This is a genomic window from Streptosporangium sp. NPDC002721 (genome assembly GCF_042888905.1).
Classification (GTDB): Bacteria; Actinomycetota; Actinomycetes; order Streptosporangiales; family Streptosporangiaceae; genus Streptosporangium.
This window is the reverse complement of record NZ_JBIAQI010000029.1, coordinates 28613-51500: the sequence shown is the minus strand read 5'-3', so window position 1 is coordinate 51500 and position 22888 is coordinate 28613. Positions and strand designations below refer to the sequence as shown.

Below are 22888 nucleotides of genomic sequence, written 5' to 3'. Positions count from 1 at the left end.
ACGTTCGCAGCCTCTTCGTCGAGGGCGTCCCACCAACACGGCAAGCACTCCGGGGCGCCGCACGGCGGGATGTGGCGGGTGATCACGGGGCGGCTCCCACAGCGAGCGCCATCTCTGCACGCACCCGGCCAGCCCGCTCGTGAAGCATCTGCGCGTGCGCCTCTGCAGCCCGAGCTTCCGCCTCCGCCGCCCGCACCTCCGCGCGCCGCACATCCCACTCAGCAGACGCCAACCGGGCCAGCAAGGGTGTCGCCGGCTCACCCTCAACCTCGACGGCGAGCAGGACGGGCGGCTCCACCTTCAACGCCGCAGCGACGCGGGCCAGGGCGGCGACGGTGATGTTCTGCCGGCCCGCCTCCAGGTTCGCGATCGACGACCGGGTCAGGTTGACCGTGGCGGCGAGATCCTCCTGCGATAAGCCTCGGGCCGCGCGGAGTGCCCGGACGTTGCGGCCGAGCGTCGCCACCAGCATCAGCGGGGTCAGGGTTTCAGCCACGGTTCAGCTCCTCGATCACTGGCTCTTCGGTGATCCACAGCCAGCCCTCGTCGCTGGGCTCTTCGCCGCGCTCGTGAACCGCCCAGGTACGCGCGCCCTTGGTGCCGAGGGCGCTGGTGGTCTCCGTGGCCACCAGGTCGCCGCCGTGAATGTCGTGGCCACGGAGGATGTTCAGGGCCGCGTCGAGGTCGCGGCATACGGCGATGCGGTTGCGCCCGTCCACGGGGTTGTCGCTGAACCAGATCACTTCGGCGATGTACACGGAGTCAGCCACGGTCGGCCTCCAGCTTGTCGGCGTGCTCGATGACTCGCTCGGCGAGGTCCGCCAGCTCGGCCACCTCCGGCGCCGGGTGCGGCAGGCGGCCGGCCCGGCGGATCGCGGCCTGCAACTGCTCGCCCGCGGCGCGGATCTGGGTGGACGCGGCGGCCAGCCACAGGCGGGAAATCTCCCGGGACCCGTCAGGCGTGTCGTGGTCCGTTCGGGCCACCGCCCGGGCCCGGCCCAGGATGACCGGCAGACGCCCCGTCAACGCCTCAGCCTCCACCCACCGGTCCTCCACCGGCCACCGGGCAGCACCCCGGCCGGAGACAGCGGAGCGGATCAGCGACCGGATCTGCCGGCACAACTCCTCAACCAGGTCCAGATCGCGTTCCCGCCCCGCCGGACACCCGTCCAACGTCGGGTCGGAGGCGTACACATCGGCGGCGGCCCGGCACGTCTTCGCGATGACGCCGAGGAGCGACGCGCCCCGATCCGGGGCGCTGTACGCGGCCTGCTCAGCGGACGCTGCGTGGCGGAGGAACACGGCGGTACGCGGCTCCCGGATCACCGCTCACCTCCGGCGACCGCCTCAATCTGGGCGGGCACAATCCGCTCCAACCAGCCCGGCCACGCCCGCCGCACCTGCTCCGCATCCCCACCACTGAGCAGCACCCCGAGGACGGCGGACAGCAGCCCGTCCGCCGTACCCCGGATGACGTCGGCGAGCATCAACCCCTGCTGCTCCGCAAGACGCACCTGCTGCTCAGCGATCCCCATGTCATGGCACACCTTGGCGAAGCGCACACACCGGTCGCGCTCCTGCGCCTCGAGGGCGGCGAGCCCGCGGACCGCCTCCCCTGTGGCGTAGATGCCGATGTCCTTCACCGCGCCCCGGGTGACACCAATCAGGCCGGCGCCATGGCCGACGCCCTCCCCCGGCTCCGCAGTCCCCGCGCCCGGCCCGGCGTCCTGCGCCTCCTCCACCTGCCTCCGCAGCAACCCGGCGTACAAGTGCACCCGCGCCCACGACATCTGCAGCATGCCGAGCACCGCCTCCGTCGCACTGACGGTCGGCTCGCCGTGCAGCGCGGACCAGGCCGACAGGGCTTCGCCCTTCGCCTTCGCCACGTCGGCCCGCTGGCCGGCGTGCATGCGGCACGCGTCCAAACCGGTGATCGCCGCACCGTGGCAGACGGCGCCGCCCTTGCGTTTCTTCGCACACTCCTGCATGCCGTGCTCGGGGCACCAACGGCCCGGGCGTGTGGGGTCCGGCTGGCGCACGGGGCCGCCGGTCACGCCGCACCGCCCAGGGCTTGCGGGGCTGTAGTGGCCTGTGAGGGCTGTGCGGCACGGGGGGCGCTCTGGACTGCCGGTGGACCCTGTTCGCCGCTCTGTGTGCGATGTAGCCCCTTCTGCGGCGTACGGAGGACGTAAGGTCGCCCGCACTGCCCGCTCCGCACCGGCTCTCGGGAGGTGCTGCTGTGCCAGTGGGTGCGGTCGCACCACGGGCAGACCACGGTGACGAGCCGGTCGCCGACGGGGCGGGCGGTTGCCCACCGGGTGATGAGACACACCTCGACGACGCCGCCCCCGGGGCTGCAGACGACGGAGCACGGCGAGCACAGGCCGTCGTCCTCGTCCCGGCCGCACACCAAGCAGCGGGGGTTGCAGACGCCGCGCAACGGGGCGGGCAGGCCGAGCGTGTGGAAGCGGTTCGGCTTCTTGAGCGGGGGCGGCGCCTGGGCGGGGACGGCAGGCGCGGGCGCGAGGTCCCACAGGGTGTCCTGCTCGGCGGGGGCGAGAGTGCGGGTCATGAGGGGTCCGCGTGCTGCTCGATGCGGTGCGGGTCGACTCGGCGGGCGGTGACGACGCTTCGCCATTCGCTGGTCAGCGCCGCGAACTCAGCCATCGAGTCACGTCGGGGGGCGGAGAAACCGTGCTCGACCAGGATCGGCGCGTTGTCGTCGAACCCGTAGGCGTCGAGCCCGAACAGGTCGATGGCGCCGATCTCGAAGGGCTCCTTGAAGACCGTCTGCTCGGGTCGATAGAGCTGGCCGATGACGCAGTGCCAGCAGTCCTCCAGGTCCAGGGTGTCGGGATCAACGCGGGCCGCCCAGCCGGGAGCGCGAAGGTCGAGGAGGGCGGCGCCGCGTGCTACGCGGTCGGAGATGTCGGGGAACTGCTCAGTGGCGGTCGGGGCGTTCATGATCCTTCTTCCTGAAGCTGGGCGGCGATCGTGTCGGCGAGGGTGTGGCATTCGGCCCGCAGGTCTTCGTCCAAGCCGTCGAGCACTCGGCGGGCGTGCTCCGGCGTCTTCGTCGTCGAGTAGGCGACCACCACGCAGCCCGCGGCGCGGCGGTCCAGGCTGCCGCCGGGCGCTGCGTCGGCGAGCGCTTGGGCGCGGGTGGCGATGGCGGGGTTGGCTGTCATGCGGCGGCCTCCAGCCGGCAGGCGACGCAGTAGGCGCACGGGCAGTCGGAGTAGTAGTGGGCCGTGACCGCGTAGCCGCACCGCCAGGAGGTCAGGCAGGTGGGGCAGGTGTAGTGGGCCACGTACCGGCCGTCATCCGCGTCGAGGGTGTGCGGTGTGACCCGGATCTGACGCATCAGCTCCCTGACCTCGGGCCCGTCGGGGAGCGCGGAGACGCGCAGCATGCAGGGCTGGCAGCCGCTGAGGTAGTGGGCGGGCTGGGTGGGGTGGCTGGCGATGGGTGGCCACGTCATGCCGTTGGCGGTGCGCCACTGCTGCCATTCGTGAAGCAGCAGGTTCGACTTCTGCGTGTTGCAGGAGACGCAGGCGCTGCCCAGGTTGTCGCGGTGGTTGTCTCCGCCCCGGGAGAGGGGGCGGATGTGGTCGACCTCGAAGGGGCCGAGGAGGTCTCCGCAGTAGCGGCACGATTCCGCGGTGAGGACGTCGGCGCGGTTGGCGTCGGAGACGGCGCTCTTGAGACGGGTGGTCATGGCGTCTCGCCGTGCTCGAAGCGCGCCGAGTGGGCCGCGGTGTAGGCGGCGGTGATCTGCGGCACGTTCGCACCCAGGTAGCTGCGCTGGTCGTACAGACCCTCATGTCCGCAGATCCGCGCGCATCGGCCCTCGTAGGTGATGCCGATCCGGTCGCAGCGACAGCAGGCCGCGAAGGCGCGTAAGTGGTCCCATTCGCCGTCGGGGCCGTAGATCTCCATCCACCCGTTGCGTGAGGTGCTGCCGTACACGGAGTCCTGGTCGGCGCGCGGCATGCCGAAGGCGGTGATGAGGGGTGTGCCGGTGGCGGTGGCGAGTTCTTGCCAGCGGTTGTCTTCGCGGTTATCGATGTCGGGCTTGACCTCGAACCACAGTGAGCCGCCTTGGGGGTCGCCGCCGAGGCCGTGGAGGCGGAAGTCGGGGAGGTATCGGCCGTTGGCGAGTTCGTAGCCCTCGGGTTCGTATTCCCATCGGATGTTGAGGTGGTTGAAGAAAACGGCGTACCGGGCTTCCAATCTGGACCTGAACCAGCAGCCGGCGTAGTGGGTCGGGATGGCCTTGATGGTCATGCGTCACGCTCGGCGAGCCGGACCTGCTGGTACTTCTTGCCGCTCTTACAGACGGCGGGCCGGGCCTCGAGGTAGCCGTGACGAACGGCGTCGCGGATCAGTCCGCAGGCGGTCTGGCGAAGAATTCCGCCTGCCCGCGCTGCTATTGCTACCTGAACTTCCCAGCTGCCCCACTCGCGGTCGCGGAGGTTGGCGGTGACGGCCCGCCAGGCGGGTCCGATTTTCTCTCCGATTTCGGGGTTCCATTCGTGGGTGACCATTCGCTGATCCTTTCTGTGGGGGTGTGGTCGTGGGGTTGTCCCGGGGCGGATACCCCCCGGCGACGGACGGCCTGTCCCAACCGGCCGTCGCCTCATAGAGGGGGACACAGGGACATGCAGGTCAGAGGGGGTGTGGGACAGATTTCTTGTCCCAAACGCTGTCCCAACGGCGTTTACGCAGGTCATGCGTGGTTTCAAAAGTGGGACAGGATCTTGGGACAGCTGGGACAGAATTAGCGATCTTGCATTTCCGCAGGCCAGTACCCACCTGGGGTACCCTCAGATCTTGTCCCAGCAGGTCAGAGGCGGTTTTCGTCATCCGACACGCTCCACGGACATGCCGTTCAACGCATCCCACTCGACCCGGTGATCGGACAGAATTCGAGCCACCGTGGACTTCGGAATTCCCGTCGCCTCCTCCACGTCCCGCATCGTCATAGGCTCCAAGAATTGCATTCGACATTCTTTTATCTGCGCCCACTGAAGCAATTTCTTGTCCGTTACAGCGGTCCACGGCCATTCACCTCCGCGCTTCAACAAGGTGGGGAAAGAACGCTCATCGCGGGCGCCCCGCCAGTGGCGGACGGCGCCGTCGTCGGCAAGGAACAGCCCGAACTCGGGCCAGCGCAGCCACAGCGACGCCCCGTACGGCCGCTCAGGGCGCTTCTGCCCGCCGGTGCCGTGCGGGCAGTGGGTTTCAATGAGGACGGCGCAGCCGCGGTTCCTGATGCGGTCCAGGGCTTGGGAGACGGAGCGGGCGTGCTTCTCCTCTATGGGGTCGCCGGACGCCATCCGGTACAGGGGGCCGGTCAGCAGCAGGTCCGGGCGGGCTTCAGCAACCAGGTCGTCCAGCCAGGCGTTGTCCTCGGCAGTGAGCAGGTCCAGGCCGGCCGGGCGCACTTCGATGGTGAGCTGGCCACTCTGGTAGGCGTCACGGGCCTGGATGCGCAAGGGTCGGAGCTTGCGGCGCGACTGGCGCTCGGAGTTCTCCAGGTCCAGGTAGAGGACGCGCAGCGGCGGAATCGTCTCGCCGGTGAAGGGGTGGATGCCGGACGCGGCCTGGATGGCGATCTGCCGCCACAGTGTGGACTTGCCGCCGCCTTCGGGGCCGGTGAGCATGAGCCGGTCGCCGCGCTCCAGCAGGCCGGGGATGAGCCAGTCGTATTCCTCTTCGGGCGCGTTGAGGAACTCGTCCAGGTCGACGATGTGCCGCTGCGGGCGGCCGACGGTGATGGTGTCGGCGGTTTTGATGAGCCGTTCGGCGAGTTCGCGCAGCAGTTCGGGGCCGTCGTCGGGGTCGGCGGTGCGCAGGCGGACGGAGATGCGGTCGGCTTCGGCGGCGCCGACCCGGTTGCGGTAGTGCCGCAGGACGATACCGGCGTGGTAGGCGGGGTCGCCGACGCCGAGGGCGCCTTGCATGAGGTCGTGCAGGTAGAGCGGGCCGCCGACCTGGCCGAGGGTCTTGGCTCGCTGGAGGTGGTTCTTGACCGCGATGGTGTCTGTGGGGGCGTCAGAGTCGTAGAGGTCGAGGATCGCGGTGTAGATGATCTGGTGGCCGGGCCGTAGGAAGGCGACGGGCTCGGGGAGGACTGCGCGGATGTACCCGACGATGTAGGGCACGGTCATGCAGGCGCCGAGGACAGCCTTCTCGGCTTCCAGGTCCCAGATCGGTTCTGGCTCGGTAGTCAACCGGTCCCCCATGGTGCTCTTGCGCTGGTTGGTGGTCAGGGTCGGGGCGGGGCCGGTCTTCGCTCGGGCATGCGAAATAGGGGCCGCGGCGGCCGGTGAAACCCTGTCCAGTGGAGGGATTGATCTCTGCGTGTGTATCCACGAGCATATCTATCATGGATACACACAGCAACGTTGCGACGGTATGCCCTGTACGTACAAGGGATACGATTGCCGCCATGAAAGACACCCACACGCCGCACCACCCGATCCGGGTGGAGGAGGAGCTGTGGGAGACGTTCGGCCAGCTCGCAGGTAAGCGCAACCGTGCTGAGACCATCCGCGAGTTCATCCGCTGGTACGTAGGCGAACCCGACGCGGTACTGCCGGCCCGGCCGGGAACCGAGGAGTCCGATCCCTCGGCCGGCGCCGCAGGCTTGAGGTCGGAGCTGCGTCGAGCGCTGGCCGAGTTCAATCACTCGCCAGCACAGATGGCTCTTTCCGTCGACAAGGACGAGGCTCTTTCGTCCCTGGAGCTGCAGCTTCTCTCTCTGGCCGCTGACGGCTTGTCGGACGCTGAACTCGGCGAATTCCTGGGGGTTTCCTCCAGGACGGCGGGGATGCGTGTCAAGAAGCTTGCGGCGAAGGTCCAGGCTGCCGGCGGCGTGAAGGTGTGGGTTCCCAAGATCCCTGGGAAGCGGGCGGTTGGCGGCTGACGCGCCGCCGCACCTCAGAACAGCCCGTCCTGCACGGTCTCCCCGTACGTCTCTTCCGTCACGGGCCCGGCTTTGGCCGCCCTCGCCCGGTGCTTGGCCGCGCACCTGTCGCATGTCAGCGCGGTGTACAAAGTCAGGCGTGGCCTGCGGCCGGTGATGATGAGGGTGGCGGGGCGGGCGCAGGTGCTGCAGGTGGAGGTCCGCATTGGGCTGCTCCGGGCGTGCGGGCTGACGCTTTTGTACCCAGTCGGTTTCTGTAGCGTCTGCTGGGCTGCGGCGGCGCGCTGTGGTGGTGTCGCGGGAGGCTGCTGGGGGTGGGTGTGGGGCGCGGAACCGCAGGTCGGGGCGATGGTTTAGGAATCGACTGGTGACCGCAAGTTGGGCGCTCATTCGGGCCACCGCCTGACGGGGATGCCCGCCTTCTCGGCGAGGTCGGCGGTGTAGCTGGCCCCGTGTGAGCCGTGAGGTTGTGGCCGGCGGCACGCGGGTTTCACGCAGGGGGCGATGAAGGCGAGGCAGTGGTGGGCGCCGAGGGCGACCATGTGTGCGTCGCGGTGGAGGGCGGCGGCCGGGCAGAAGGTGGTTCCGTTGTTTCGGGTGCGCCGGTGCGCGGGGGTGCATTTCGGTGTGGAGCAGGTGGCCCAGTTGGGGCGGTGGGGTTCGACGTGGAGGGCGATTCCTGTGTTGTCGTACCAGCCGGCTTGGTCTTCGCAGTATTCGGCGGCGTGGGTGTCTGCGCCGTCGGCGTCGCCGTGGACGACGGTGATCGTTGTGTGGCCGGCCTGGCGCGCCTGGCTGATTGCTTCGTCGAGGTAGTCCCATACGGCGGCGCTGGGGACGCCTTCGCGGGATCCGGTGACGAGGATCCGGTAGGGGGCGGGGCCTGTTTCGTTCCGGACGGTTCCGGATCGTTCTGCGCCTTGGGGTTCGGGCTGGTGTTGGGCGCACCGCGGCCCGCAGGCGTACGGCCTCGAGGGTGTGGCTCCGCATGGCCCGGTTCCGGCTGCGCAGGGCCCGTAGAGGCGGGACGGGCCCGGCCGCCGCACGGCGGCCGGGCTGGTGATCGGCGGGTTAGACATGGCTGGCCGCCCGGAGGTGTTCAGGGACGTCTTCGAGAAGCTCATAGAGGGTGTGGAGTCCGTCGGGGGTGAGGGTGGTGGTGCGGGTGGCGCTGTCGCCTTCGAGGTAGTCCATGCCGCGGATGTGTCCGTTGGGGAGGACGGTGGTGATGAGGAAGCGGCGGCGGGTGTTGGTGCGTCCGGCCCAGATTTGGGCTCGGCAGGGCGTGGTGGGTTCAGGCATCGCGGGCATCCCTGGTCGTCCTGCGTTGCCGCGGTGGTTTGCCTGCGGCTTCGCGGGCGCGTTCCTTGGCGGCGCGGTCGGTTCGGCGTGCGGCGAGGCAGTCGTCGCAGGTGACGGTTTTCTCTTTGAGGTGGCGCCGGTAGCCGCGGACGGTGCCGTGGGGGAAGTCGTTAGTCACGGCTCGCCTCCGGCACGTCGGTGAGGAGCCGGTAGCCGGTGCTGGTGGGCCGGAACCGGTCGAGCCGGATGCGGGTGTGGCGTTGGCGGGTGCGGCTGTCGGGGAGTCCGCGGATGTCGACTTGGACGACGGTGGCGTGGGTGTCGTCGGTTTCGAGCACGCGGATTCGGCGTCCGGCGGAGCGGGGGTCGTTGTCGGCCCACACCTGGTGGGGGCGGACGGCAGGGGCGTCAGCCATGGCTGGCCATCCCCTCCCTGGTGGCGGCGCGGGCTTCGTCGATGCGGGCGCGGAGTTCGTCGGGGTCGTCGACGCGGGGCGGGATGTCGTCGACGCCGGGCTGTGCGAGGTAGGCGGGGACGGGCGGCAGCGCCCCGCGGAGGGCGGGGTCTTGGTGGGCTGCGTGGTAGGCGTCGGCTTGCGCTTCGAGCCAGGCGATGGCGGGGTTAAGCACCGGGCACCTCCTGGTTGACGGCGGCGATGATGGTGGCGGCGTAGCCGGGTGTGAGGGCGACGGCGATGAGTTCGTCCTGGCCGTCGGTCCGCTTCGCGTAGAGGTTGCGTGCGCTGTGGTTGCCGGGGCGCAGCTGCAGCGGGGCGGCCAGCTCGGGCTCGGCGGCTTCGACGTCGGCGAGCACCTGGCGGAGCTGGGTGTTGGCGATGGCGATGTTGGCGAGCGACCCGGTTTCCAGCAGGTCGAGCGCCGCGCGGAGGCGGGAGGCGAGGTCGGTGCTCATCAGCTGGCCGCCGCCCCGACGTCGTCGAGCGTCTGGCTGGCGGTGGTGCCGCGGATGTCGGCGAGCACCTGCTGCAGTTGGCCGGGGCTGAGGAGCACCTCGCGCGCCTTCGAGCCGTCGCTGGGCCCGACGACGCCGCGCTGCTCCAGCTGGTCCATGAACTGTCCGGCCTTGGCGAACCCGACCCGGGCTTTGCGTTGCAGGAAGGAGGTGGAGCCGAACTGGGCGGTGATGATGAGCTCGGCGGCCTGGGCCAGCAACTCGGTGTCGTCCCCGGCGGCGGGCGAGTCGGCGGCCGGGCTGCGGAACAGCGTCTCCTCCGGCTCGGCGCCTCCGTCGTCGTCGGCGAGCTCATCCGGCCACGGGCTGCCTGCGACGGCTTCCCCGGCGTCGAGGTGTCCGACGGGCATGAGGACGCCGATGACCCGGTGCTCCACCTGGATGAGGATCGGGTCGGTGGGTTCGGGTCCGACGTGGACGGTGAGGACTTCGCCGGGCTGGGTGGCCTTGGCCCACCTGCTGAGGTAGGTGGGGGTGAGGCCGAGGAGCGGTGACGCGGGGGTGAGCGCGCGCTCCACCACGGGCCGTAGCAGGCGGCGCCAGTTCCTGAGCGGGCCGTGGCCGCGTCCGTGGAGGACGAGCCGGGTGCCGTCCTCCGCTGTGATGGTGAGGCCGAGGGAGTCGATGGTGTCGCCGCGGGGACTGGCGGGCACCGGCACCTTGTCGATGAGGATCTTCAGCTGCGGGTTCAGCTTCTTCGTGTGCTTGAACAGCTTGAGCATGCCGACGATGTCGTCTCTGCCGATCGCCACCGCGGCGTCGTCTGCGGTGTCGTCGAGCTCGTGCCGGCTGGCGGCCATGGTGTACCGGTCGGTGGCGACCGCGTAGGCGGCGCTGTGGCGGACTTCGATGAGGACGACGCCGAGTTCAGGCACTTCCGGGTCGGTGCCGGCGTGCGGCAGCACCGGTGTGAGCAGGTCGTGCAGGTCTTTCGTCGTCAGGTCGATGCGGGTCATCGGCTACTCCACGGGGTGAGGGGCCCGGCCACCCGGCCGGGCCCGGGCGGATCAGGACAGGCGGAGCGCCATGACGAGGTAGCGGTAAGCGGGGGTGCCGCCGGGGTCGACGATGAGGGCGGGTTTGGCGCCGGTGGTCATGCCGATGCGGGCGCGGCCGTCGACTCCGGCGAGGCCGTCGAGGAGGAACTGGGATTGGAAGGCGATCTCCATGGGCGCGCCGTCGAGTTCGGCGGCCACGGTTTCGGCGCCGCGGCCGGTGTCGCCTCCGCCGGCTTGCACCAGAACTTCGCCGTCGGTCCAGGAGAGGCGGACGGCGGTGTTGCGCTCGGCCACCAGCGAGACGCGCTTCACCGCGCTGATGAGCGGCGCGGCGTCGACCTCGGCCCAGATGCTGAAGTCGCTGAGCTGCAGGCGGGCGTTGTAGTCGATGAACTGCGGGTCGAGCAGCCTCACCGTGGTGGTTCGGCCTCCGCCGGTGAAGGCGGCGAGCCCGTCGGTGACGCCGACGCTGACCGGCCCGGCGGGGAGGCTCTTGGCGATGTCGGCGAGTACCCGCCCGGGGATCATGGCCCCGGCGGGGGTGTCGACTCCGTTCGGCTGCCAGGCGAGGTCGCGGGCGGCGATCCGGTACCGGTCGGTGGCGGCGAGGGTGAGATCGCTGTCGTTGATGTCGAGCCGGACGCCGGTGAGCATCGGCAGGGTGTCGTCCTTGCCTGCGGCAGGCACGACTTGGGCGACCGCGGCGGCCAGGGTGTGGGCGTCGACGTCGCCGATCGCGTCGGGCGCGTCGGGCAGGTTCGGGTAGTCGTCGATGGGCAGGGTGAGCAGTCCGAATTCGGCGGACCCGCAGGTGATGGTGGCCTCGTGGCCGGAGAGGGTGAGTTCGACGGGCTTTTTGGGGAGTGCGCGGACGATTTCGACGAGGACCCGCCCGGGCAGGAGGACTCGCCCGGGTTCGGCGACGTCGGCGGAGATGGTGGCGCGGCGGCTGGTGTCGTAGTCGAAGGCGCTGATGGTCAGCTCGTCGCCGTCGGCGTCGAGGAGGAGTCCGGTGAGGACGGGTACGGCGGGCCGGTTGGTGAGGGCGTGGGCGGCCCAGGCGACGGCGTCGGCGAGGACGGCGTGGTCGATGACGAGTTTCATGCGGCGGCGTCCTCAAAGGTGAAGGGGAGAAGCTCCTGGCCCGGCGGTATGGCGGGCGGGGTGTCGCGGTGCGGCGGCGTGATCCGGACGATGGGGTCGCATCGGTGGTCGCGCTTCCACTGGCGGGCGTCTTCCTCGGTGAATGCGCCGTCGTGGTCGTCTTCCAGCTCGTCGGCCATGAAGGCGTCGCAGGTGGAGCATTCGGCTTTCCAGTGCACGCAGGTGGTGCAGGTGATCCCGGCCTGCGGGTTGAGCCAGCCGGAACCTTCGACGGGGGTGGAGGTCTGGCGGGCGAGGACGGGGCAGTCGAGGCGGGCGTGGTCGCCGGCGCCGTAGCCCCGCCACCAGGGGCGGATCCAGTCGGTCATGGTCATCGGGTCGCCTCCTGGCGTGTTGTGGCGCGGTGTGCGCGGCGTTCCCGCGGGGTGAGGGCCGCCCAGATGCCGTCGTCTTGCGGGTGAGCGGTCACGTAGGCGCGACACGCGGTGAGGATTGGGCAGTGGCGGCAGATGGCTTTCGCCGCCATGACCTGCGGTGTGTCGCTCGCATAGCTGAGCGGAAAGAAAAGTTCTGGATCTTCACGCTTGCACGCGGCGTTCTTGTCCCAGCTCATGAGGCGACCGCCTCAGGCCGGGCGACCGCTCGCCCTCGCGCCTTCGACAGGTAGTCGCGGCTCACCTCGAGCCGCTCCGCGGCCTGCTGCAACGTGTAGCCCTGCCGGATCAGCTCGTCGCTGTTTTCCAGCAGCGCCAGATCCCGGCTGGTCTTCGCCCCCCAGTCCGGTGCGGCGGTCGGGTCGTCGATGCTGTCGTCGTCCCAGGCGAGCGGCGGCGCCCACCGGCGGGCGGCAGCATAGGTGCGGGCCCGGGACGCCGCCCCCTTGTCTCGGTGGTGGTCCTGCGGGGGTGCTTGGTTCCACAGCTCGTCGTAGAGCTCCCGCGCCCGGCGGGCGGTGCCGGTGGTCACGGTGGATGAGGCGAGCATCTTGCCGAAGTTCGCCCGGTTCATGCCCAGCCGGTTCGCGAGCTTGGACTGTGACCAGCCGGTGGCGACCAGGGCTTGCAGCCGTCGGCGGGTGCCGGTCGGGTCGACGGTGACGCCGTCTCCGAGCAGGCCCGGGGAGGGGTGGAGGGCGAGGATTCGTTCCGCAGTGGCGGGCCGGATTCGGCGGGAGGGCGGGCGGGTGCCGGGGCCTCCGTAGAGGAGTTTCGCCATGCCGCCGTTGGAGACGCCAGCGAGGCGGGCGAGGCGTTGCCAGCCGACGCCGAACTCCATGAGCATGCGGGTGTGGGTGCGGGCGTCCTCGGCGTCGATGTAGGGCTGCCAGCGGCCGTAGGCGATTTGGCGGGTGCGGTTGTTCTCGTAGGCGCGGTTGGCGGTGCGGCACGGGGTGCAGCGGCAGCGGTCGATGACGTAGCGGACGAGGGTGCCGTGGGCGCGGTGAGACATCACGCCACCGCCGACTTCTGGCGGGCGCGGCGCCGGTGTTCCTGGGCGCCGGCGACCGTCAGCGGGGACAGGTCCTTCTGGTAGTAGCGGGCGCTCATGCACCGGGCGAGTTCGTCATCGTCCATGAGTGCGGCCCGCCGGGCGAGCTCGGCGGGAAGTTCGCTGTCGGGGACGTCGAGGAGGTCGTCGTCCCACGCCTGCGGCGGCAACCAGCCCTGGGCGGCTGCGTGGTTGCGGGCCCGGGCCGCGGAAGCCTTGTCGTACCGGTTCTCTTCCGGCGGCGCTTGGTCCCACAGCTCGTCGTACAGGCTGCGCACGAGGCGGGCGGAGGCGACGGTGACCCGGTCGCCACTGATCAGGGTGGAGAAGTTCGACGGGGTCCAGCCGATCCGCTCGGCGAGCTTGGCCTGCGACCAGCCGCACGCCACGAGCGCTTGGAGGCGGCGTCGGGTGCCGGAGGCGTCGATGACGGTTTTGCCGCCGAGCAGGTCGAGGGACGGTTCGACGGCGAGGACCGCGGCGGCCAGGGCGGGCCGGATCTTCTCCGAGGGCGGGGTGCCGCGTTCGGGCCGGCCGGACAGCACGCCTTGGAGTCGTTTGCGGTCGACGTTGGCGGCTTCGGCGATTCGTCGTAGGCCTGCCCCGTACGCCTGGAGGGTGCGGATGTGTTGGCGGACGGGCTCGGCGGGCACCCAGGGCTTCCAGGTGCCGTAGGCGAGGCCGCGGTTGCGGTTGAGGTTGTAGTCGCTGACGGCGGCGGCGCAGGGGTAGCAGCGGCAGCCGTCGAGCTTGTAGCGGGCGTAGCCGTGGTCGCGTTCAGTCATCACGCCACCTCGGTGAGGTCGTCGAGCGGCTGCCCGTACCCGGCGCGGCGGAGCAGCGTGCACACGTCGGCCAGCAACAGGCGGACAGGGCAGTCAATGTCGGCAGGGATGGTGTGGCGGCCGTAGCTGCCGAGGCGGACGACGTCGGACAGGCGAAGGACCGCCCACCACCGGTGCGCGTTGCTTGGCCCGATGCTGCGGCGCTGCATGACGAGCACGCCGACGTCGGCGCCCGCGTTGGCGCGTTCGGCTTCGGTTTCGGCGAGCCAGTCGGCGATGAGCCCGTCGGAGGCGGTTTTGGCGGCGTCGCCGCCCTTCACTTCCCAGACCAGGCCGGGGCACCCTGTGATGTCTCCGAGGTCGTAGGCGCCGGCGAGGGCGCGGCGTTCTGCGTGGGGGAAGCCGAGGGTGCGGAGGGCGCGGACGACGGCGGTTTCTGTGGCGGTGCCGCGGGCTTTGGGCTTGTTCACCATGCGAGTGCCTCCGTGACGGCGGTGGGAGCCCTCACGGGCTCGGCGGGTGCGGGGATGTGGGTGAGCGCCACCCAGGCCACGGCGGCGGCGAGGCCGATTCCGGCGGCGAGGGCGGGCACGTAGGGCGGGTGGCCGAGTGCGGCGGCGGTGATGGCGGCGACGACTGCGGCGAAGGACAGGGCGGCGAGGAGGGCGGTCAGCGTGTTCACGGCTTCCACCTCCTCGAGCGCCGGGCGGTGCGGGAGCGGATCCGCTCGAGCGCGGGTCGCGGATGAGCCAGGGCGGCGCGGGCGGTGAGGATCTCGGTGAGGCGCCGCTCGAGGGCGGGGCTGATGGGGAGGTCGCCGGTGCGGACCAGGATGGCGGCGGTGAGGGCGACGCCGATTCCGGTGATGGCGAGGATCGCCGCGATGAGGTCGTTCACCAGTCCTTCGGCCTTTCACGTCCAGGGCTGGGCCGTTCGAGTCCGCGCTTGGCGTGGCTGCGGTCGATGACCTTCAGCGCCACGTAGATGGTTCCGGCGGCAATGACGGTGACGACTCCGGCGGCGACGGTGATGGCGCCGATGAGGGCGAGACCGTGAAGGGTGATGTCATCCACGACGGGCCTCCCGCCGGTCCCACTTCAGGACAAGCAGCGGCAGCGGGCAGACGTACAGCGCGGTGGGGGCGATGTAGAGGCCGACCCAGAGGTCGCGTGGCTCCAGGTAGATCGACAGGCGGCCCAGGCGGAGGCGGTTGAGCTTCATCACGCACCACCGTTCGGGCCGTCGACCAACCGCAGGTCCGTACCGGCCGCCCGACGTGCAAGCGCCGGCGCCTGCAGGTGGGCGATGATCTCCCCCGCCACCTCCTGGCGGCGCTGCGGCGGAAGATCCTCCAAGCGGGTGGCCGGGGCAGGAGCGGCGGGCAGAGTGAGTTCTCCGGACTCCAGGAGCCGGGCGGCCTGCTCGATCGCTGAGGCATAGCGGACCGTGGCGAGCGCGTCCCGGTCGCCGCCGGCGTACCGGGTCATGGCAGAGGCCATCCGCTCGGCCGAGTGGGTGAGCAGTTCGGCGGCACAGCGGGCCCGCTCGGCAGCGCGCACCTGGTCGGGCGTCTCGGTGTTCACAGGTCACCGCCGATGGCGTGACGAACCATCTCGTCGTCCGTGGCCGGGCGGATGACCACCCGGTGCTCTCCGGCCGCCGCGTCCGCTCCGAGCGCGGCGACGAGGAAGACCTCGACCGCCTCGTCGGCCTCCATCGGGCCGGACGGGCGGGTCTGGCCGATGTACGGGGCGGACTGGCCGTCGATGAGCACCCGGTAGCGGGCGTCGGCGGGGCCGGTCGGCAGGATCTGCAGGCCCTGCTCGCGTAGGAAGTCGTCGAGCGGGTCGGCGTCGCCATGCAGCCAGGCGCGCAGCGCTTCCTCGTCGTGCTGCCAGGCGGTGACGGCGGCGGCGATCTTCTTCCGCTTCTCCTGGTGGTAGTTCACAGGCTTCTGGGCGGGGGTGTCGGTGCTCATGCGGAACGCTCCAGGGTGCGGCGGGGCGGGAGGGTGATGGCGGCTGCGAGGCAGAGCAGCAGCCAGCGGCGGCGCAGCGGCGCGGCGAGGGCGGGCCGGTCGTAGACCGCCACGGCCAGGAGGGCGGCGGCCCAGAACGTGATCTGGCTCATCGGGCACCCCGCAACAGGGCCGGGCAGTGCACGGCGACGTCCACGACCGGGTGCTCCTTGGCCGCCTCCACCACCGAGGCGAGGCCGCCCCAGCCGGTGTAGGAGCCGCGGCGAACATGGCGGCCGGGCCGGGTGCCGTGCGAGGTGGCGCCGGAGCGGTGCTGGCCCCGGGTCACGACGCGCCACCAACGGCGTCGCCGCCGGTCGCCGGCGTCCGGCGGCAGGAGTTCCCTGCCAGCTCGAAGCCGCCACCGGCCAGCCGGTGAACGTACGCGTTCTGCTTCGGATCCCACTCCATCGGCAGCTGGCAGGTAGGGCACAGGTTCCCGTCCGGCCACACCTGCGTGTCCCCGAGGGGGGCGGGGAGCAGCGACACAGGGGCGGCGGCGAGCCGCTCCCGGTAGCGGTCCGCGGTGTCGTCCAGGTCACCGAGCACCACGTCGAGGGAGACGACATCGGCGCGGAAGTCGTCGATCTTCTTGAGCAGGTCGGCGCGGACATCGCCGAGCCGCTGCTTCTCGGCGTCGAGGCGGCCGATCTCTCCCCGGTAGTAGTCGGCGGAGCTGCTGGTGAGAGCGGGGCGGGTAAGGTTGTCGATCACGTCGTTCTCCTTCGTTGGGGGCCGCCCCGGGCCGGACACCACCAGCCCGGGGCAGCGTGCTGTCAGGGGGTTGTCGGGGCCTGAATCGGCCAGTCGCCGGAGATCACCGCGTTCACGTCCTGCTTCTCGCCCGCCTTCGGGGAGCGCAGGTACTCCTGGTAGGAGGCGGCCTGCTCGCGCGCCCACTTCTGCTGGCTGACGAACAGTTCGAGCAGCGGGACGGCGAGGGCGTCGAACAGGTGCCGCTCATCCCGGCGCCCCGACTGGACCCGTGGCCGGGACTCACGCGGCATGTGCGCGATCTGGCCCATCCGCCAGGCGACCCGGGCCGCGATCAGCGCGTCGTAGCGGGCGCCGTGCGCCTCCTCGTCCACCCACGCGACACCGAACACCTGCGCCGTCGTCTTCAGCACGTGCGCGCCCTGCTCGGGGCTGACGCGCTTTCTCCAGCGGTCGAGGTGCTTGGAGATCACGTGGGTGTCGATGACCGCGCCAGCCAGGCCGCCGGATCGGGCGGTCATCTCCGCCAGCGACGGCAGCTCATACCGGGCCAGCTCCTGGCTGAGCACGGTCAGGTCATAGCGGAGGTTGTGCCCGACCAGCGGGATGCCTTCGTTGACGGCGTCGGCGACCGCGGTTGCCACGGTCCACACGCCAGCGTCAGCCGGGGTGCCGTGCTCCTTCAGGTGAGCGGTCGAGTACCCGTGAATCGCAGTCGCCTCGGCCGGCACCTCGACGCCCGGGTCGACGAGCAGCGGCTCCCGGTCGATCGGCTCCAAGCCGCCGCCGACGAGACCGACGTAGGCCTCGACGATCCGAGCCTCCTGCGGGTCCGGAGCAGTCGTCTCGAGGTCGAATGGGGCGAGTCTCCCCAGATGCCACGGGGTGGTCACAGCGTCACCCCCTGGACCCTCGCGCACTCCCGACAGGAGGCGGAGGCGACCGGGATGTGATCGACGCACCCCTCCGTCCTCGTGTCGACGCCCAGCACCGCGGGCGGGGCAGCCTGGTTGGTCGCGCCCAGCGCTGCGCACATCGCTTCGGCCTTGGCGGGGTCGATGACGCCGTCCCGCTCCCACTCGCCGACCAGCGCGAGGGCGGCGGCCCGCTCGGCCTGCATCTGCTTGTAGCCGTGCAGGATCAGCCGCAGGTCCAGGGCGGGGATGGCGACGTGTCCGCCGCCCGCGTAGCGGACCGCGTCGACGACTTTCTCCCAGTCGTCGGCGGATCTGTCGAAGGTGGCGCGCCCCATCAGAGCTCACCCGCCTTCAGCTTCGTCAGGAACGTGTCCAGCTCCGCCTCAGACGCGGTATCCGGGGCCACCCCGCCCATCACCTGGGCGAACGCGGTGTTCAGCTCGCTGGTGGTGCCCGGCCAAACGGCGACGATCTGCTGCCACAGAGCGTCCGCCTCCGACGGCCCGGCAGCCGGAGCGGCGGGCGGCGTGGGCGGGGCCTGCTCGACGGCGGCCGGTGCGGCGTCCTTCAGCCGGGCGCCGATCGCCTTCATCTCGGCCACCTGCGCCTCGGAGGGCGACACCCTCGCTGCCCCAGCTTCGTCCCAGATGGCCTTGAACTGTGCGAACGTCGTCGCCGTCCGGGCCTGGGCCAGGAACTCCTCCGCGGTCGGAGCCGGGCGCCCCGGGGACTGCTCAGCCGCGGCCTGCGGCGCGGCCTCGATCGCCGGGCGGTCGCTGCCCGCCACCGCGGCCGGCCGGTCCTGGCCGAGCGCCTCCGGGGCGACCGCCCCTTCCCCGGCCAGCAGCTGCGCCGGGGTCACCGCCACGTCCAGCTTCGGCACCATGAACCGGGCCGTCTGCCCGTCGTCGCGGACGACCTGCTTCTCCTCCATCGCCAACCAGGCATCCACGTAGCCGCGGGTTGAGGCGAGGAACTGGGCGACCTCCGGCAGCTCCACCGCCGCGTAGTAGCCGTGGCTGGTCAGCAGCCACACGCCGAGGCCCGGCACGTCGCGGAGCATCACGTTGAGGCGGGTCGTGATCTGGCACGCCCGCGCGTCGGGGTTGCACAGGCACGGCTTGTCGTTCTTCTGCTCGGTGACGCCGTCGCAGCGGCGCACACACTTCGACCCCTTGTACTGCTCGTACCACTGGGTGACCGGCTCCCGCGGCGGCACCAGGACGGGCAGCCGATCGGCTTCGGTGAACACCTCCCACTCGGCGGGGCCGCCGTTGGCCGGCGTCCACGCCTGAACGGCGCCGCCGTACAGGGCGGCGACCTCCTCCAGGAGCGGGCGGGAGGCGGAGGTGAGGCGGAAGATGTTGAGCTTCTCGGGGCGCAGGATCGGCTTGCCGGTCTTCTGGCTGACCCTGCCGGTGTCGACGACGCGGCCGATGCGGATCTCGCCGAGCTGCCGCATGCGGCGCTGGAGTTCGATGATGGGCATGGTCAGGCGGCCTTTCTCGCCGAGACGGACGGAGGTTTGAGGGCCGGGCCGACGATCGTCTTGGCCTGGCCGGTCTGGAACTCCGCGACCTCGCGGATCGAACAGAACGCGGCGAACACCTCGTCGCCGCACCGCACCGGGTACAGCCGGTACCCCTCGGGGCGCAAGTGCAGGACGACGCCGACCTCGTGGCGGGGAGGCAGTTCCTCCCGGGTGCCGTCGCGCAGCCAGCCGTAGCGGGCCTTGCGGTAGGCCGACATCTGCACCCCGGCCTCGGGGTAGACGCCCTTGACGTTGCCGTCGTAGGTGGTTTCGTCGAGCTCGCCGCCGGTCTTCGTGTCGCCGGGGATGTCCATGTCCGGCGGGCAGCCCAGCGCCTGGGCGAGGAGCGGGGACTGGAGCAGGAAGTCGAGGGTTCCGGCGAAGCGGTGCTCGTAGTCGGCGACGACCATCTCGGACGCGGTGAAGGTGATCTGCCAGTCGGCGACGAACTCCTCGAAGTTCGCGATGTACGGCTGCATCTCCGGGTTGTTGAGGATCGCGTCGGGGATCGGCTCGTCGAGCACCTTCGCTTCGATGATCTGGTGGACCGCGGTCCCGAGGTCGGCGCGCTCGTCCTTCTTGCGGGTGTGGGCGCGCTTGAGCCAGTCGGTCATCTCCTTGCGCGTCTCTGGCCGGCGGGACGCGCGCACCAGCTCGGGCAGGTGCTCCATCGCGGTTTCGGCGACGAGCTTCCCGGCCCAGTGGATGAGCGCTTCCTTCGGGGAGCCTTGGCTGAGGATGGTGGTGACCGAGCGGAGCATGGCGCCGGTGACGTGGCACTTGTAGAAGCCGGAGGTTGAGCGGCGGGGGATGCGGGCGGCGCCAACGGGTTTGCCGGAGCCGGTGCAGGTGAGCACTCCGGCCTTGTGCTTGCGGAGGGTGCCGTCCTGGTTGACCTGCTGGTCGATGTGGCAGTCGGGGCAGGTGGTCCGCTCGGGGGCGGTGGTGGTCACTCGTCGTCCTCAGGCTCGTCGTCGGGTTCGTCGTGGATGTGGTCGTCCTGTTCGCGCCGGTAGGCCTCTTCGTCGGCGGGGTCGAGGGGCGGTTCGTCGGGGTGGCTCACGTCGCCCTCCCGGTGTCGTACGGCTGGGGTCCGGCGTGCTCGCGCAGGTTTTCGACGACCGGGCCGACGGCGGGCCGCATCGCGGCGGTCCACGTGTCCTCGCCGTCGTCGGGGATGCGGGTCTCCTCCCACGCGGCGAGTTCGGCGCGGGACACGCGGGGTTCCCTGCGGCGGAACAGGGCCATCACGACGCACAGCCCTGCGCCTGCTCGCCCAGGGCGCCGCAGGGAGGCCAAGAAGCGTGGAAGACTCGGTTCTCCTCACGCGCCGCGATGTACGCCTCTGACGCGCGCTGCTTGGCGATCGCATCATCGAGCCGGGCGATCAGCTTCGGGTCGCTGGTCGTGATGCAGAAGGCGTGGGAGTAGTCCCAGAAGTTGCCCATGAATCGGACAGCCTCGTCGTCAAGGATGCGGCGGGTCGTACCGAAGTACTCGCCGTCCGGGTGAAGGACGTTGCCGCCTTCGAGACGCCTGAGCAGGATGGCGAGCTCCTGAGGAGCGGTCATGAGGCACCGCCCTGCTCGGCAGCCGTAGCCGCCATCTCCAGGCTCTCCGCCACCTGCAGGCAGGTGCGGCGCCGCCGCCAGTGCCCCAGGTCGGTGATGTGGATGCCGGGCTCGACGTGGTCGTGGGCGAACGCCAGCGTCTCCTCCGCGCGGGCCCGGCCCGCCGGGTCAGCGCCAGCCGCCAGGCGGATCGTGGCGGCGATGTCCATGACGGTGGGCGCGTGCGTACGCATCACCCGGGCCGCCTCACGCAGAATCCCGGAGGTCGACGCCGGGAACACAGCCGCCTGAGGCTCCCGCTCGGCCACGGCTCCGCGCTTTTCCGCCAGCAACGCCAACGCGTTGGCGACCGCTTCGGGCGCGAGAACCTGCATGGAGCCGATCAGCCACCGCGCCTCCGCGTCAGTCAGCTCGCCGAGCTCACGCTCGATGTCGGCGAGAGTCAGGGACTCAGCCACGGGACACCTCCGCAGCCTGCTCGGAGCCGTCGGCGAGCAGCACGGTCAGCGGCGCGACCGCCACCTCGGGCCGCTCATCGTGGCTGTCGACCACGGCCCACAGCTCATCAATCTCGGGGTGGCCGTTGACCGGCTGCCACAACCACTCGTCCGGCTCGACACCGTCGAGCGCGGCCACCCCCAGCCGCAGGGCGGCCTCGTACGCGCCGGTCTGGCTGGCGACCGGCAGGACCGGCTTCCAGCCGACGACGTCGCCGTACACGGGCTGCCCGCCCGGGGTGGTGGTGACCTGCTCGTGGTGGCCTACGAGGACAACCCACGCGTCGTCGAGCGTCGAACCGTTGGGGACGAGGACGGCCAGCATGGGCAGCGGCAGGCGCACGGTGGTCGGGGAGGCGCTCATTCGGTCACCGCCGCAAGCGCGTCGGCGAGCAGCCGCTTCGCCTCACGCCACGCCACCCCGGTGTTCTCACCCGAGCAGTCGTTCGCGGCCATCTCGGCCGCCTCGTGCGGGGCGATGGACTTGTGCTGGTGGGCGAGCACGGCGGCCGTCAGGATGACGGTGTCGTGCCGCACGTCCGGCAGTGTGGTGAGGGCGGCGGCGAGCGCGGCCAGGACACGATCCGGGCCAGCGACGACGTGCGTGGACTGCCCAGCGGACTCGGCCGCGGCCAGGAGGGCGGGCAGGATCACCGGCTCGCCGTCGACCAGCTCACACACCTCGCTGGTGCGCGCCTGCACGCGGAGATGCAAGCCGCGGATTCGGCCCTTCACCTCCACCCAGAAGTTCGGGCGCCCCGGGTGGTATCCGAACTGCACCGTCGGCCGCTCCTCCATCGCCTCGACGTAAGCGATCGTCTGGGCGAGCGGGTCGGGGCCGTCGAGGGCGCTGATGAAGACCGATGCGGGCAGCCTTTCGACGCCCTCGTACGGCAGCCCCACCTCGGGGCGGGTCTCCAGCAGGCTGGCCAGGGCGCGGAGCCCGGCGATGTACTCGTCGCGGGCGTTCATGCCGTCACCGCCGACGTGGGCCACGGCATCGGCACGGGACGCAACCCGCGGGCGGCCTGCTCCGCGCGCTCCGCGTTGATCAGGTCGGCGGCCATGCCGAACCCGGTGGCCCACGGGGCGTCGACCGGCCGAAGCATGTTCTCCAAGTCGATACGCGCCCGGTGCCCGGCGTCGCCCGTCAACTCCAGCTCCGCGATCCGACGGGCCAGGGCGACGCACTCGGGGTGGTCCGGCGGGAGGGCGGTCACGGGGTCACCGCCGGAACGTACGTTGCGCCGTAGGTGTGGGCGTAGCCGCGGGCGGAGCGCTCCAGGTCGCACCCGGCCGATCCGGTCGCGCAGATCTTCACCACGCGGCCCTCGTAGCGCTCGACGACAGCGAGGGCGTCGGCGGGCAGGCTCCGGTCGTACTGGCGCAGCGCAGCGGTGACGAGCTCGACGCCGACGGAGTGTCGCGGCGCGGGCGGCGTCTCGTCCGCCGTCGGCGGCGGGGTGGGTGAGATGATGGTCATCGAGACCCTTGTCCTTTCAGGATTCGGATGAGGCGATCAGCGAGGTCCGGCCCTGCACGGCTGGGCCTCGTGGCATGTCAGGGGGCGGAAAGCGGCTCAGCCCGGCGGGCTTAGGAGGCTTTCCTGGCAGGTGCGCGGGTGCCGTCGGAGCGCAGGTAGCCCTTTTCGATGAGGTAGGGGCGGACCAGGGCCGCGATGGTGGCGAGCGCCGTCGGGTCTTCGATGACGGGCGGCAAGCCCTGCTCGGCGCGGGTGCGGCGCACCCAGGCGGCAACCCATTCGCGGTCGACCTGGTAGGCGGCCATTACGAAGCCACCCGCTCGACCTCGAAAACGTCTTCGAACTTGAGGTCGGGGCAGGCGTCCAGGACGGCGGCGATGAACTCTCGGCCGGGCTGGATAGCCCCCTTTTCGATGCGGAGGACGGTGGTGCGGCTGACGCCGATGTGCGCAGCGCGGGCGTCGTCGGTGGAGAGGTCCTTGGAGGTCATGTGCCGTTCCCAGGCGTCCGGCCGGAGCCGGATGGTGGGTCGGCTTCCCTGCGGTTCGTGCATGCACGCACTATGGCATGCGAGAGT

Annotated in this window: 47 protein-coding genes and 1 pseudogene; 1 reads left to right on the top strand and 47 read right to left on the bottom strand. The window is 70.9% G+C overall.

Translation table 11 applies throughout. The features are described from left to right. Positions 1-82: 82 nt before the first annotated feature. The 11 genes from ACFYWM_RS35065 to ACFYWM_RS35015 form a co-directional block, all read right to left on the bottom strand. On the bottom strand, positions 83-496 hold the full coding sequence (locus tag ACFYWM_RS35065; RefSeq protein WP_389922911.1) for a helix-turn-helix transcriptional regulator: 414 nt from the start codon (positions 494-496) through the stop codon (positions 83-85). Further along, positions 489-770 carry a hypothetical protein gene (locus tag ACFYWM_RS35060; protein WP_389922908.1) on the bottom strand — a complete coding sequence of 94 codons (282 nt, stop codon included), beginning with the start codon at positions 768-770 and terminating at the stop codon, positions 489-491. The genes ACFYWM_RS35065 and ACFYWM_RS35060 overlap by 8 nt, the downstream gene beginning before the upstream one ends. Further along, positions 763-1326: a hypothetical protein gene (locus ACFYWM_RS35055; protein ID WP_389922905.1), complete on the bottom strand. Its 564-nt coding sequence runs from the start codon at positions 1324-1326 to the stop codon at positions 763-765. Before ACFYWM_RS35055 ends, ACFYWM_RS35060 begins: the two co-directional genes overlap by 8 nt. Beyond that, entirely contained in the window at positions 1323-1988 is a 666-nt protein-coding gene (locus ACFYWM_RS35050) for a hypothetical protein (RefSeq protein WP_389922902.1), read from the bottom strand. The genes ACFYWM_RS35055 and ACFYWM_RS35050 overlap by 4 nt, the downstream gene beginning before the upstream one ends. A gap of 62 nt (positions 1989-2050) precedes the next feature. After that, a complete protein-coding gene (locus tag ACFYWM_RS35045; protein WP_389922899.1) occupies positions 2051-2572 on the bottom strand; it encodes a hypothetical protein in 522 nt (173 codons plus the stop codon). Continuing rightward, positions 2569-2964 carry a hypothetical protein gene (locus ACFYWM_RS35040; protein WP_389922896.1) on the bottom strand — a complete coding sequence of 132 codons (396 nt, stop codon included), beginning with the start codon at positions 2962-2964 and terminating at the stop codon, positions 2569-2571. The genes ACFYWM_RS35045 and ACFYWM_RS35040 overlap by 4 nt, the downstream gene beginning before the upstream one ends. Then, the gene (locus tag ACFYWM_RS35035) at positions 2961-3188 is read right to left on the bottom strand and encodes a hypothetical protein (protein ID WP_389922893.1); all 228 of its coding nucleotides are present in this window, start codon (positions 3186-3188) and stop codon (positions 2961-2963) included. The genes ACFYWM_RS35040 and ACFYWM_RS35035 overlap by 4 nt, the downstream gene beginning before the upstream one ends. Next, positions 3185-3718 (bottom strand): HNH endonuclease, encoded by a 534-nt coding sequence (locus tag ACFYWM_RS35030; RefSeq protein ID WP_389922890.1) that lies wholly within the window; start codon positions 3716-3718, stop codon positions 3185-3187. Before ACFYWM_RS35030 ends, ACFYWM_RS35035 begins: the two co-directional genes overlap by 4 nt. Continuing rightward, the gene (locus ACFYWM_RS35025; RefSeq protein WP_389922888.1) at positions 3715-4287 is read right to left on the bottom strand and encodes a hypothetical protein; all 573 of its coding nucleotides are present in this window, start codon (positions 4285-4287) and stop codon (positions 3715-3717) included. Before ACFYWM_RS35025 ends, ACFYWM_RS35030 begins: the two co-directional genes overlap by 4 nt. Further along, complete coding sequence (locus ACFYWM_RS35020; protein ID WP_389922886.1) at positions 4284-4547, bottom strand: hypothetical protein; 264 nt, start codon at positions 4545-4547, stop codon at positions 4284-4286. Before ACFYWM_RS35020 ends, ACFYWM_RS35025 begins: the two co-directional genes overlap by 4 nt. A gap of 315 nt (positions 4548-4862) precedes the next feature. Further along, on the bottom strand, positions 4863-6248 hold the full coding sequence (locus ACFYWM_RS35015) for an AAA family ATPase (RefSeq protein WP_389922883.1): 1386 nt from the start codon (positions 6246-6248) through the stop codon (positions 4863-4865). 206 nt (positions 6249-6454) lie between these two features. Between ACFYWM_RS35015 and ACFYWM_RS35010 the strand changes: the two genes are divergently transcribed. After that, positions 6455-6931, top strand: a complete 477-nt coding sequence (locus ACFYWM_RS35010; protein ID WP_389922880.1) for a hypothetical protein — start codon at positions 6455-6457, stop codon at positions 6929-6931. Positions 6932-6945: 14 nt separating this feature from the next. Here ACFYWM_RS35010 and ACFYWM_RS35005 read toward each other — a convergent pair whose 3' ends face one another. From ACFYWM_RS35005 to ACFYWM_RS34830, 36 genes and pseudogenes are all read right to left on the bottom strand, one after another. Then, positions 6946-7137, bottom strand: a complete 192-nt coding sequence (locus ACFYWM_RS35005) for a hypothetical protein (protein ID WP_389922878.1) — start codon at positions 7135-7137, stop codon at positions 6946-6948. Between the two features lie 180 nt (positions 7138-7317). Next, positions 7318-8010, bottom strand: a complete 693-nt coding sequence (locus ACFYWM_RS35000) for an SLOG family protein (RefSeq protein WP_389923206.1) — start codon at positions 8008-8010, stop codon at positions 7318-7320. Beyond that, positions 8003-8233: a hypothetical protein gene (locus ACFYWM_RS34995; RefSeq protein WP_389922875.1), complete on the bottom strand. Its 231-nt coding sequence runs from the start codon at positions 8231-8233 to the stop codon at positions 8003-8005. The genes ACFYWM_RS35000 and ACFYWM_RS34995 overlap by 8 nt, the downstream gene beginning before the upstream one ends. Beyond that, positions 8226-8411: a hypothetical protein gene (locus ACFYWM_RS34990; RefSeq protein WP_389922871.1), complete on the bottom strand. Its 186-nt coding sequence runs from the start codon at positions 8409-8411 to the stop codon at positions 8226-8228. Before ACFYWM_RS34990 ends, ACFYWM_RS34995 begins: the two co-directional genes overlap by 8 nt. Then, positions 8404-8649, bottom strand: a complete 246-nt coding sequence (locus ACFYWM_RS34985; protein ID WP_389922868.1) for a DUF6354 family protein — start codon at positions 8647-8649, stop codon at positions 8404-8406. The genes ACFYWM_RS34990 and ACFYWM_RS34985 overlap by 8 nt, the downstream gene beginning before the upstream one ends. After that, positions 8642-8863 carry a hypothetical protein gene (locus ACFYWM_RS34980; protein ID WP_389922865.1) on the bottom strand — a complete coding sequence of 74 codons (222 nt, stop codon included), beginning with the start codon at positions 8861-8863 and terminating at the stop codon, positions 8642-8644. Before ACFYWM_RS34980 ends, ACFYWM_RS34985 begins: the two co-directional genes overlap by 8 nt. Further along, positions 8856-9146, bottom strand: a complete 291-nt coding sequence (locus ACFYWM_RS34975; protein WP_389922862.1) for a hypothetical protein — start codon at positions 9144-9146, stop codon at positions 8856-8858. Before ACFYWM_RS34975 ends, ACFYWM_RS34980 begins: the two co-directional genes overlap by 8 nt. Continuing rightward, positions 9146-9421, bottom strand: a pseudogene (locus tag ACFYWM_RS34970) (DNA translocase FtsK); the annotation flags it as partial. The pseudogene ACFYWM_RS34970 and the gene ACFYWM_RS34975, both read right to left, overlap by 1 nt. Positions 9422-10213: 792 nt before the next feature. Next, complete coding sequence (gene dnaN, locus ACFYWM_RS34965) at positions 10214-11308, bottom strand: DNA polymerase III subunit beta (protein ID WP_389922859.1); 1095 nt, start codon at positions 11306-11308, stop codon at positions 10214-10216. Further along, entirely contained in the window at positions 11305-11682 is a 378-nt protein-coding gene (locus ACFYWM_RS34960; RefSeq protein ID WP_389922856.1) for a hypothetical protein, read from the bottom strand. Before ACFYWM_RS34960 ends, dnaN begins: the two co-directional genes overlap by 4 nt. After that, positions 11679-11921, bottom strand: a complete 243-nt coding sequence (locus ACFYWM_RS34955; protein WP_389922853.1) for a WhiB family transcriptional regulator — start codon at positions 11919-11921, stop codon at positions 11679-11681. Before ACFYWM_RS34955 ends, ACFYWM_RS34960 begins: the two co-directional genes overlap by 4 nt. Further along, positions 11918-12757, bottom strand: coding sequence for a hypothetical protein (locus tag ACFYWM_RS34950; RefSeq protein ID WP_389922851.1), 840 nt, complete (start codon positions 12755-12757; stop codon positions 11918-11920). The genes ACFYWM_RS34955 and ACFYWM_RS34950 overlap by 4 nt, the downstream gene beginning before the upstream one ends. Further along, the gene (locus ACFYWM_RS34945; RefSeq protein WP_389922849.1) at positions 12757-13581 is read right to left on the bottom strand and encodes a hypothetical protein; all 825 of its coding nucleotides are present in this window, start codon (positions 13579-13581) and stop codon (positions 12757-12759) included. The genes ACFYWM_RS34950 and ACFYWM_RS34945 overlap by 1 nt, the downstream gene beginning before the upstream one ends. Then, on the bottom strand, positions 13581-14054 hold the full coding sequence (locus ACFYWM_RS34940) for a hypothetical protein (protein WP_389922846.1): 474 nt from the start codon (positions 14052-14054) through the stop codon (positions 13581-13583). The genes ACFYWM_RS34945 and ACFYWM_RS34940 overlap by 1 nt, the downstream gene beginning before the upstream one ends. Then, a complete protein-coding gene (locus tag ACFYWM_RS34935) occupies positions 14048-14263 on the bottom strand; it encodes a hypothetical protein (protein ID WP_389922844.1) in 216 nt (71 codons plus the stop codon). The genes ACFYWM_RS34940 and ACFYWM_RS34935 overlap by 7 nt, the downstream gene beginning before the upstream one ends. Then, the gene (locus ACFYWM_RS34930; protein ID WP_389922841.1) at positions 14260-14478 is read right to left on the bottom strand and encodes a hypothetical protein; all 219 of its coding nucleotides are present in this window, start codon (positions 14476-14478) and stop codon (positions 14260-14262) included. The genes ACFYWM_RS34935 and ACFYWM_RS34930 overlap by 4 nt, the downstream gene beginning before the upstream one ends. Further along, on the bottom strand, positions 14475-14654 hold the full coding sequence (locus ACFYWM_RS34925) for a hypothetical protein (RefSeq protein WP_389922838.1): 180 nt from the start codon (positions 14652-14654) through the stop codon (positions 14475-14477). Before ACFYWM_RS34925 ends, ACFYWM_RS34930 begins: the two co-directional genes overlap by 4 nt. Further along, positions 14647-14802, bottom strand: a complete 156-nt coding sequence (locus ACFYWM_RS34920; RefSeq protein ID WP_389922835.1) for a hypothetical protein — start codon at positions 14800-14802, stop codon at positions 14647-14649. Before ACFYWM_RS34920 ends, ACFYWM_RS34925 begins: the two co-directional genes overlap by 8 nt. Further along, positions 14802-15164, bottom strand: a complete 363-nt coding sequence (locus tag ACFYWM_RS34915) for a hypothetical protein (protein WP_389922832.1) — start codon at positions 15162-15164, stop codon at positions 14802-14804. Before ACFYWM_RS34915 ends, ACFYWM_RS34920 begins: the two co-directional genes overlap by 1 nt. Further along, on the bottom strand, positions 15161-15559 hold the full coding sequence (locus ACFYWM_RS34910) for a hypothetical protein (protein WP_389922829.1): 399 nt from the start codon (positions 15557-15559) through the stop codon (positions 15161-15163). The genes ACFYWM_RS34915 and ACFYWM_RS34910 overlap by 4 nt, the downstream gene beginning before the upstream one ends. Beyond that, a complete protein-coding gene (locus ACFYWM_RS34905) occupies positions 15556-15711 on the bottom strand; it encodes a hypothetical protein (RefSeq protein WP_389922827.1) in 156 nt (51 codons plus the stop codon). Before ACFYWM_RS34905 ends, ACFYWM_RS34910 begins: the two co-directional genes overlap by 4 nt. Next, a complete protein-coding gene (locus ACFYWM_RS34900) occupies positions 15708-15887 on the bottom strand; it encodes a hypothetical protein (RefSeq protein WP_389922824.1) in 180 nt (59 codons plus the stop codon). Before ACFYWM_RS34900 ends, ACFYWM_RS34905 begins: the two co-directional genes overlap by 4 nt. After that, complete coding sequence (locus ACFYWM_RS34895; protein WP_389922822.1) at positions 15884-16312, bottom strand: hypothetical protein; 429 nt, start codon at positions 16310-16312, stop codon at positions 15884-15886. Before ACFYWM_RS34895 ends, ACFYWM_RS34900 begins: the two co-directional genes overlap by 4 nt. Before the next feature lie 62 nt (positions 16313-16374). Further along, positions 16375-17205, bottom strand: coding sequence for an exonuclease domain-containing protein (locus ACFYWM_RS34890; RefSeq protein WP_389922819.1), 831 nt, complete (start codon positions 17203-17205; stop codon positions 16375-16377). Further along, on the bottom strand, positions 17202-17564 hold the full coding sequence (locus ACFYWM_RS34885) for a hypothetical protein (protein WP_389922817.1): 363 nt from the start codon (positions 17562-17564) through the stop codon (positions 17202-17204). The genes ACFYWM_RS34890 and ACFYWM_RS34885 overlap by 4 nt, the downstream gene beginning before the upstream one ends. Next, a complete protein-coding gene (locus tag ACFYWM_RS34880; RefSeq protein WP_389922815.1) occupies positions 17564-18718 on the bottom strand; it encodes a hypothetical protein in 1155 nt (384 codons plus the stop codon). The genes ACFYWM_RS34885 and ACFYWM_RS34880 overlap by 1 nt, the downstream gene beginning before the upstream one ends. A 2-nt stretch (positions 18719-18720) precedes the next feature. Beyond that, positions 18721-19713, bottom strand: coding sequence for a hypothetical protein (locus ACFYWM_RS34875; RefSeq protein ID WP_389922812.1), 993 nt, complete (start codon positions 19711-19713; stop codon positions 18721-18723). Positions 19714-19819: 106 nt separating this feature from the next. Beyond that, positions 19820-19978 carry a hypothetical protein gene (locus ACFYWM_RS34870; RefSeq protein WP_389922810.1) on the bottom strand — a complete coding sequence of 53 codons (159 nt, stop codon included), beginning with the start codon at positions 19976-19978 and terminating at the stop codon, positions 19820-19822. 29 nt (positions 19979-20007) lie between these two features. Continuing rightward, on the bottom strand, positions 20008-20331 hold the full coding sequence (locus ACFYWM_RS34865; protein WP_389922807.1) for a hypothetical protein: 324 nt from the start codon (positions 20329-20331) through the stop codon (positions 20008-20010). Then, positions 20328-20789 carry a hypothetical protein gene (locus tag ACFYWM_RS34860; protein WP_389922804.1) on the bottom strand — a complete coding sequence of 154 codons (462 nt, stop codon included), beginning with the start codon at positions 20787-20789 and terminating at the stop codon, positions 20328-20330. Before ACFYWM_RS34860 ends, ACFYWM_RS34865 begins: the two co-directional genes overlap by 4 nt. Further along, a complete protein-coding gene (locus ACFYWM_RS34855; protein WP_389922802.1) occupies positions 20782-21192 on the bottom strand; it encodes a hypothetical protein in 411 nt (136 codons plus the stop codon). Before ACFYWM_RS34855 ends, ACFYWM_RS34860 begins: the two co-directional genes overlap by 8 nt. Further along, positions 21189-21800, bottom strand: a complete 612-nt coding sequence (locus ACFYWM_RS34850; protein WP_389922800.1) for a hypothetical protein — start codon at positions 21798-21800, stop codon at positions 21189-21191. Before ACFYWM_RS34850 ends, ACFYWM_RS34855 begins: the two co-directional genes overlap by 4 nt. Then, a complete protein-coding gene (locus ACFYWM_RS34845) occupies positions 21797-22048 on the bottom strand; it encodes a hypothetical protein (protein ID WP_389922797.1) in 252 nt (83 codons plus the stop codon). The genes ACFYWM_RS34850 and ACFYWM_RS34845 overlap by 4 nt, the downstream gene beginning before the upstream one ends. Further along, the gene (locus ACFYWM_RS34840; protein ID WP_389922795.1) at positions 22045-22311 is read right to left on the bottom strand and encodes a hypothetical protein; all 267 of its coding nucleotides are present in this window, start codon (positions 22309-22311) and stop codon (positions 22045-22047) included. The genes ACFYWM_RS34845 and ACFYWM_RS34840 overlap by 4 nt, the downstream gene beginning before the upstream one ends. Before the next feature lie 110 nt (positions 22312-22421). Beyond that, positions 22422-22616, bottom strand: coding sequence for a hypothetical protein (locus ACFYWM_RS34835; protein WP_389922793.1), 195 nt, complete (start codon positions 22614-22616; stop codon positions 22422-22424). Further along, positions 22616-22864, bottom strand: a complete 249-nt coding sequence (locus ACFYWM_RS34830) for a helix-turn-helix transcriptional regulator (protein ID WP_389922791.1) — start codon at positions 22862-22864, stop codon at positions 22616-22618. Before ACFYWM_RS34830 ends, ACFYWM_RS34835 begins: the two co-directional genes overlap by 1 nt. Positions 22865-22888: the final 24 nt, after the last annotated feature.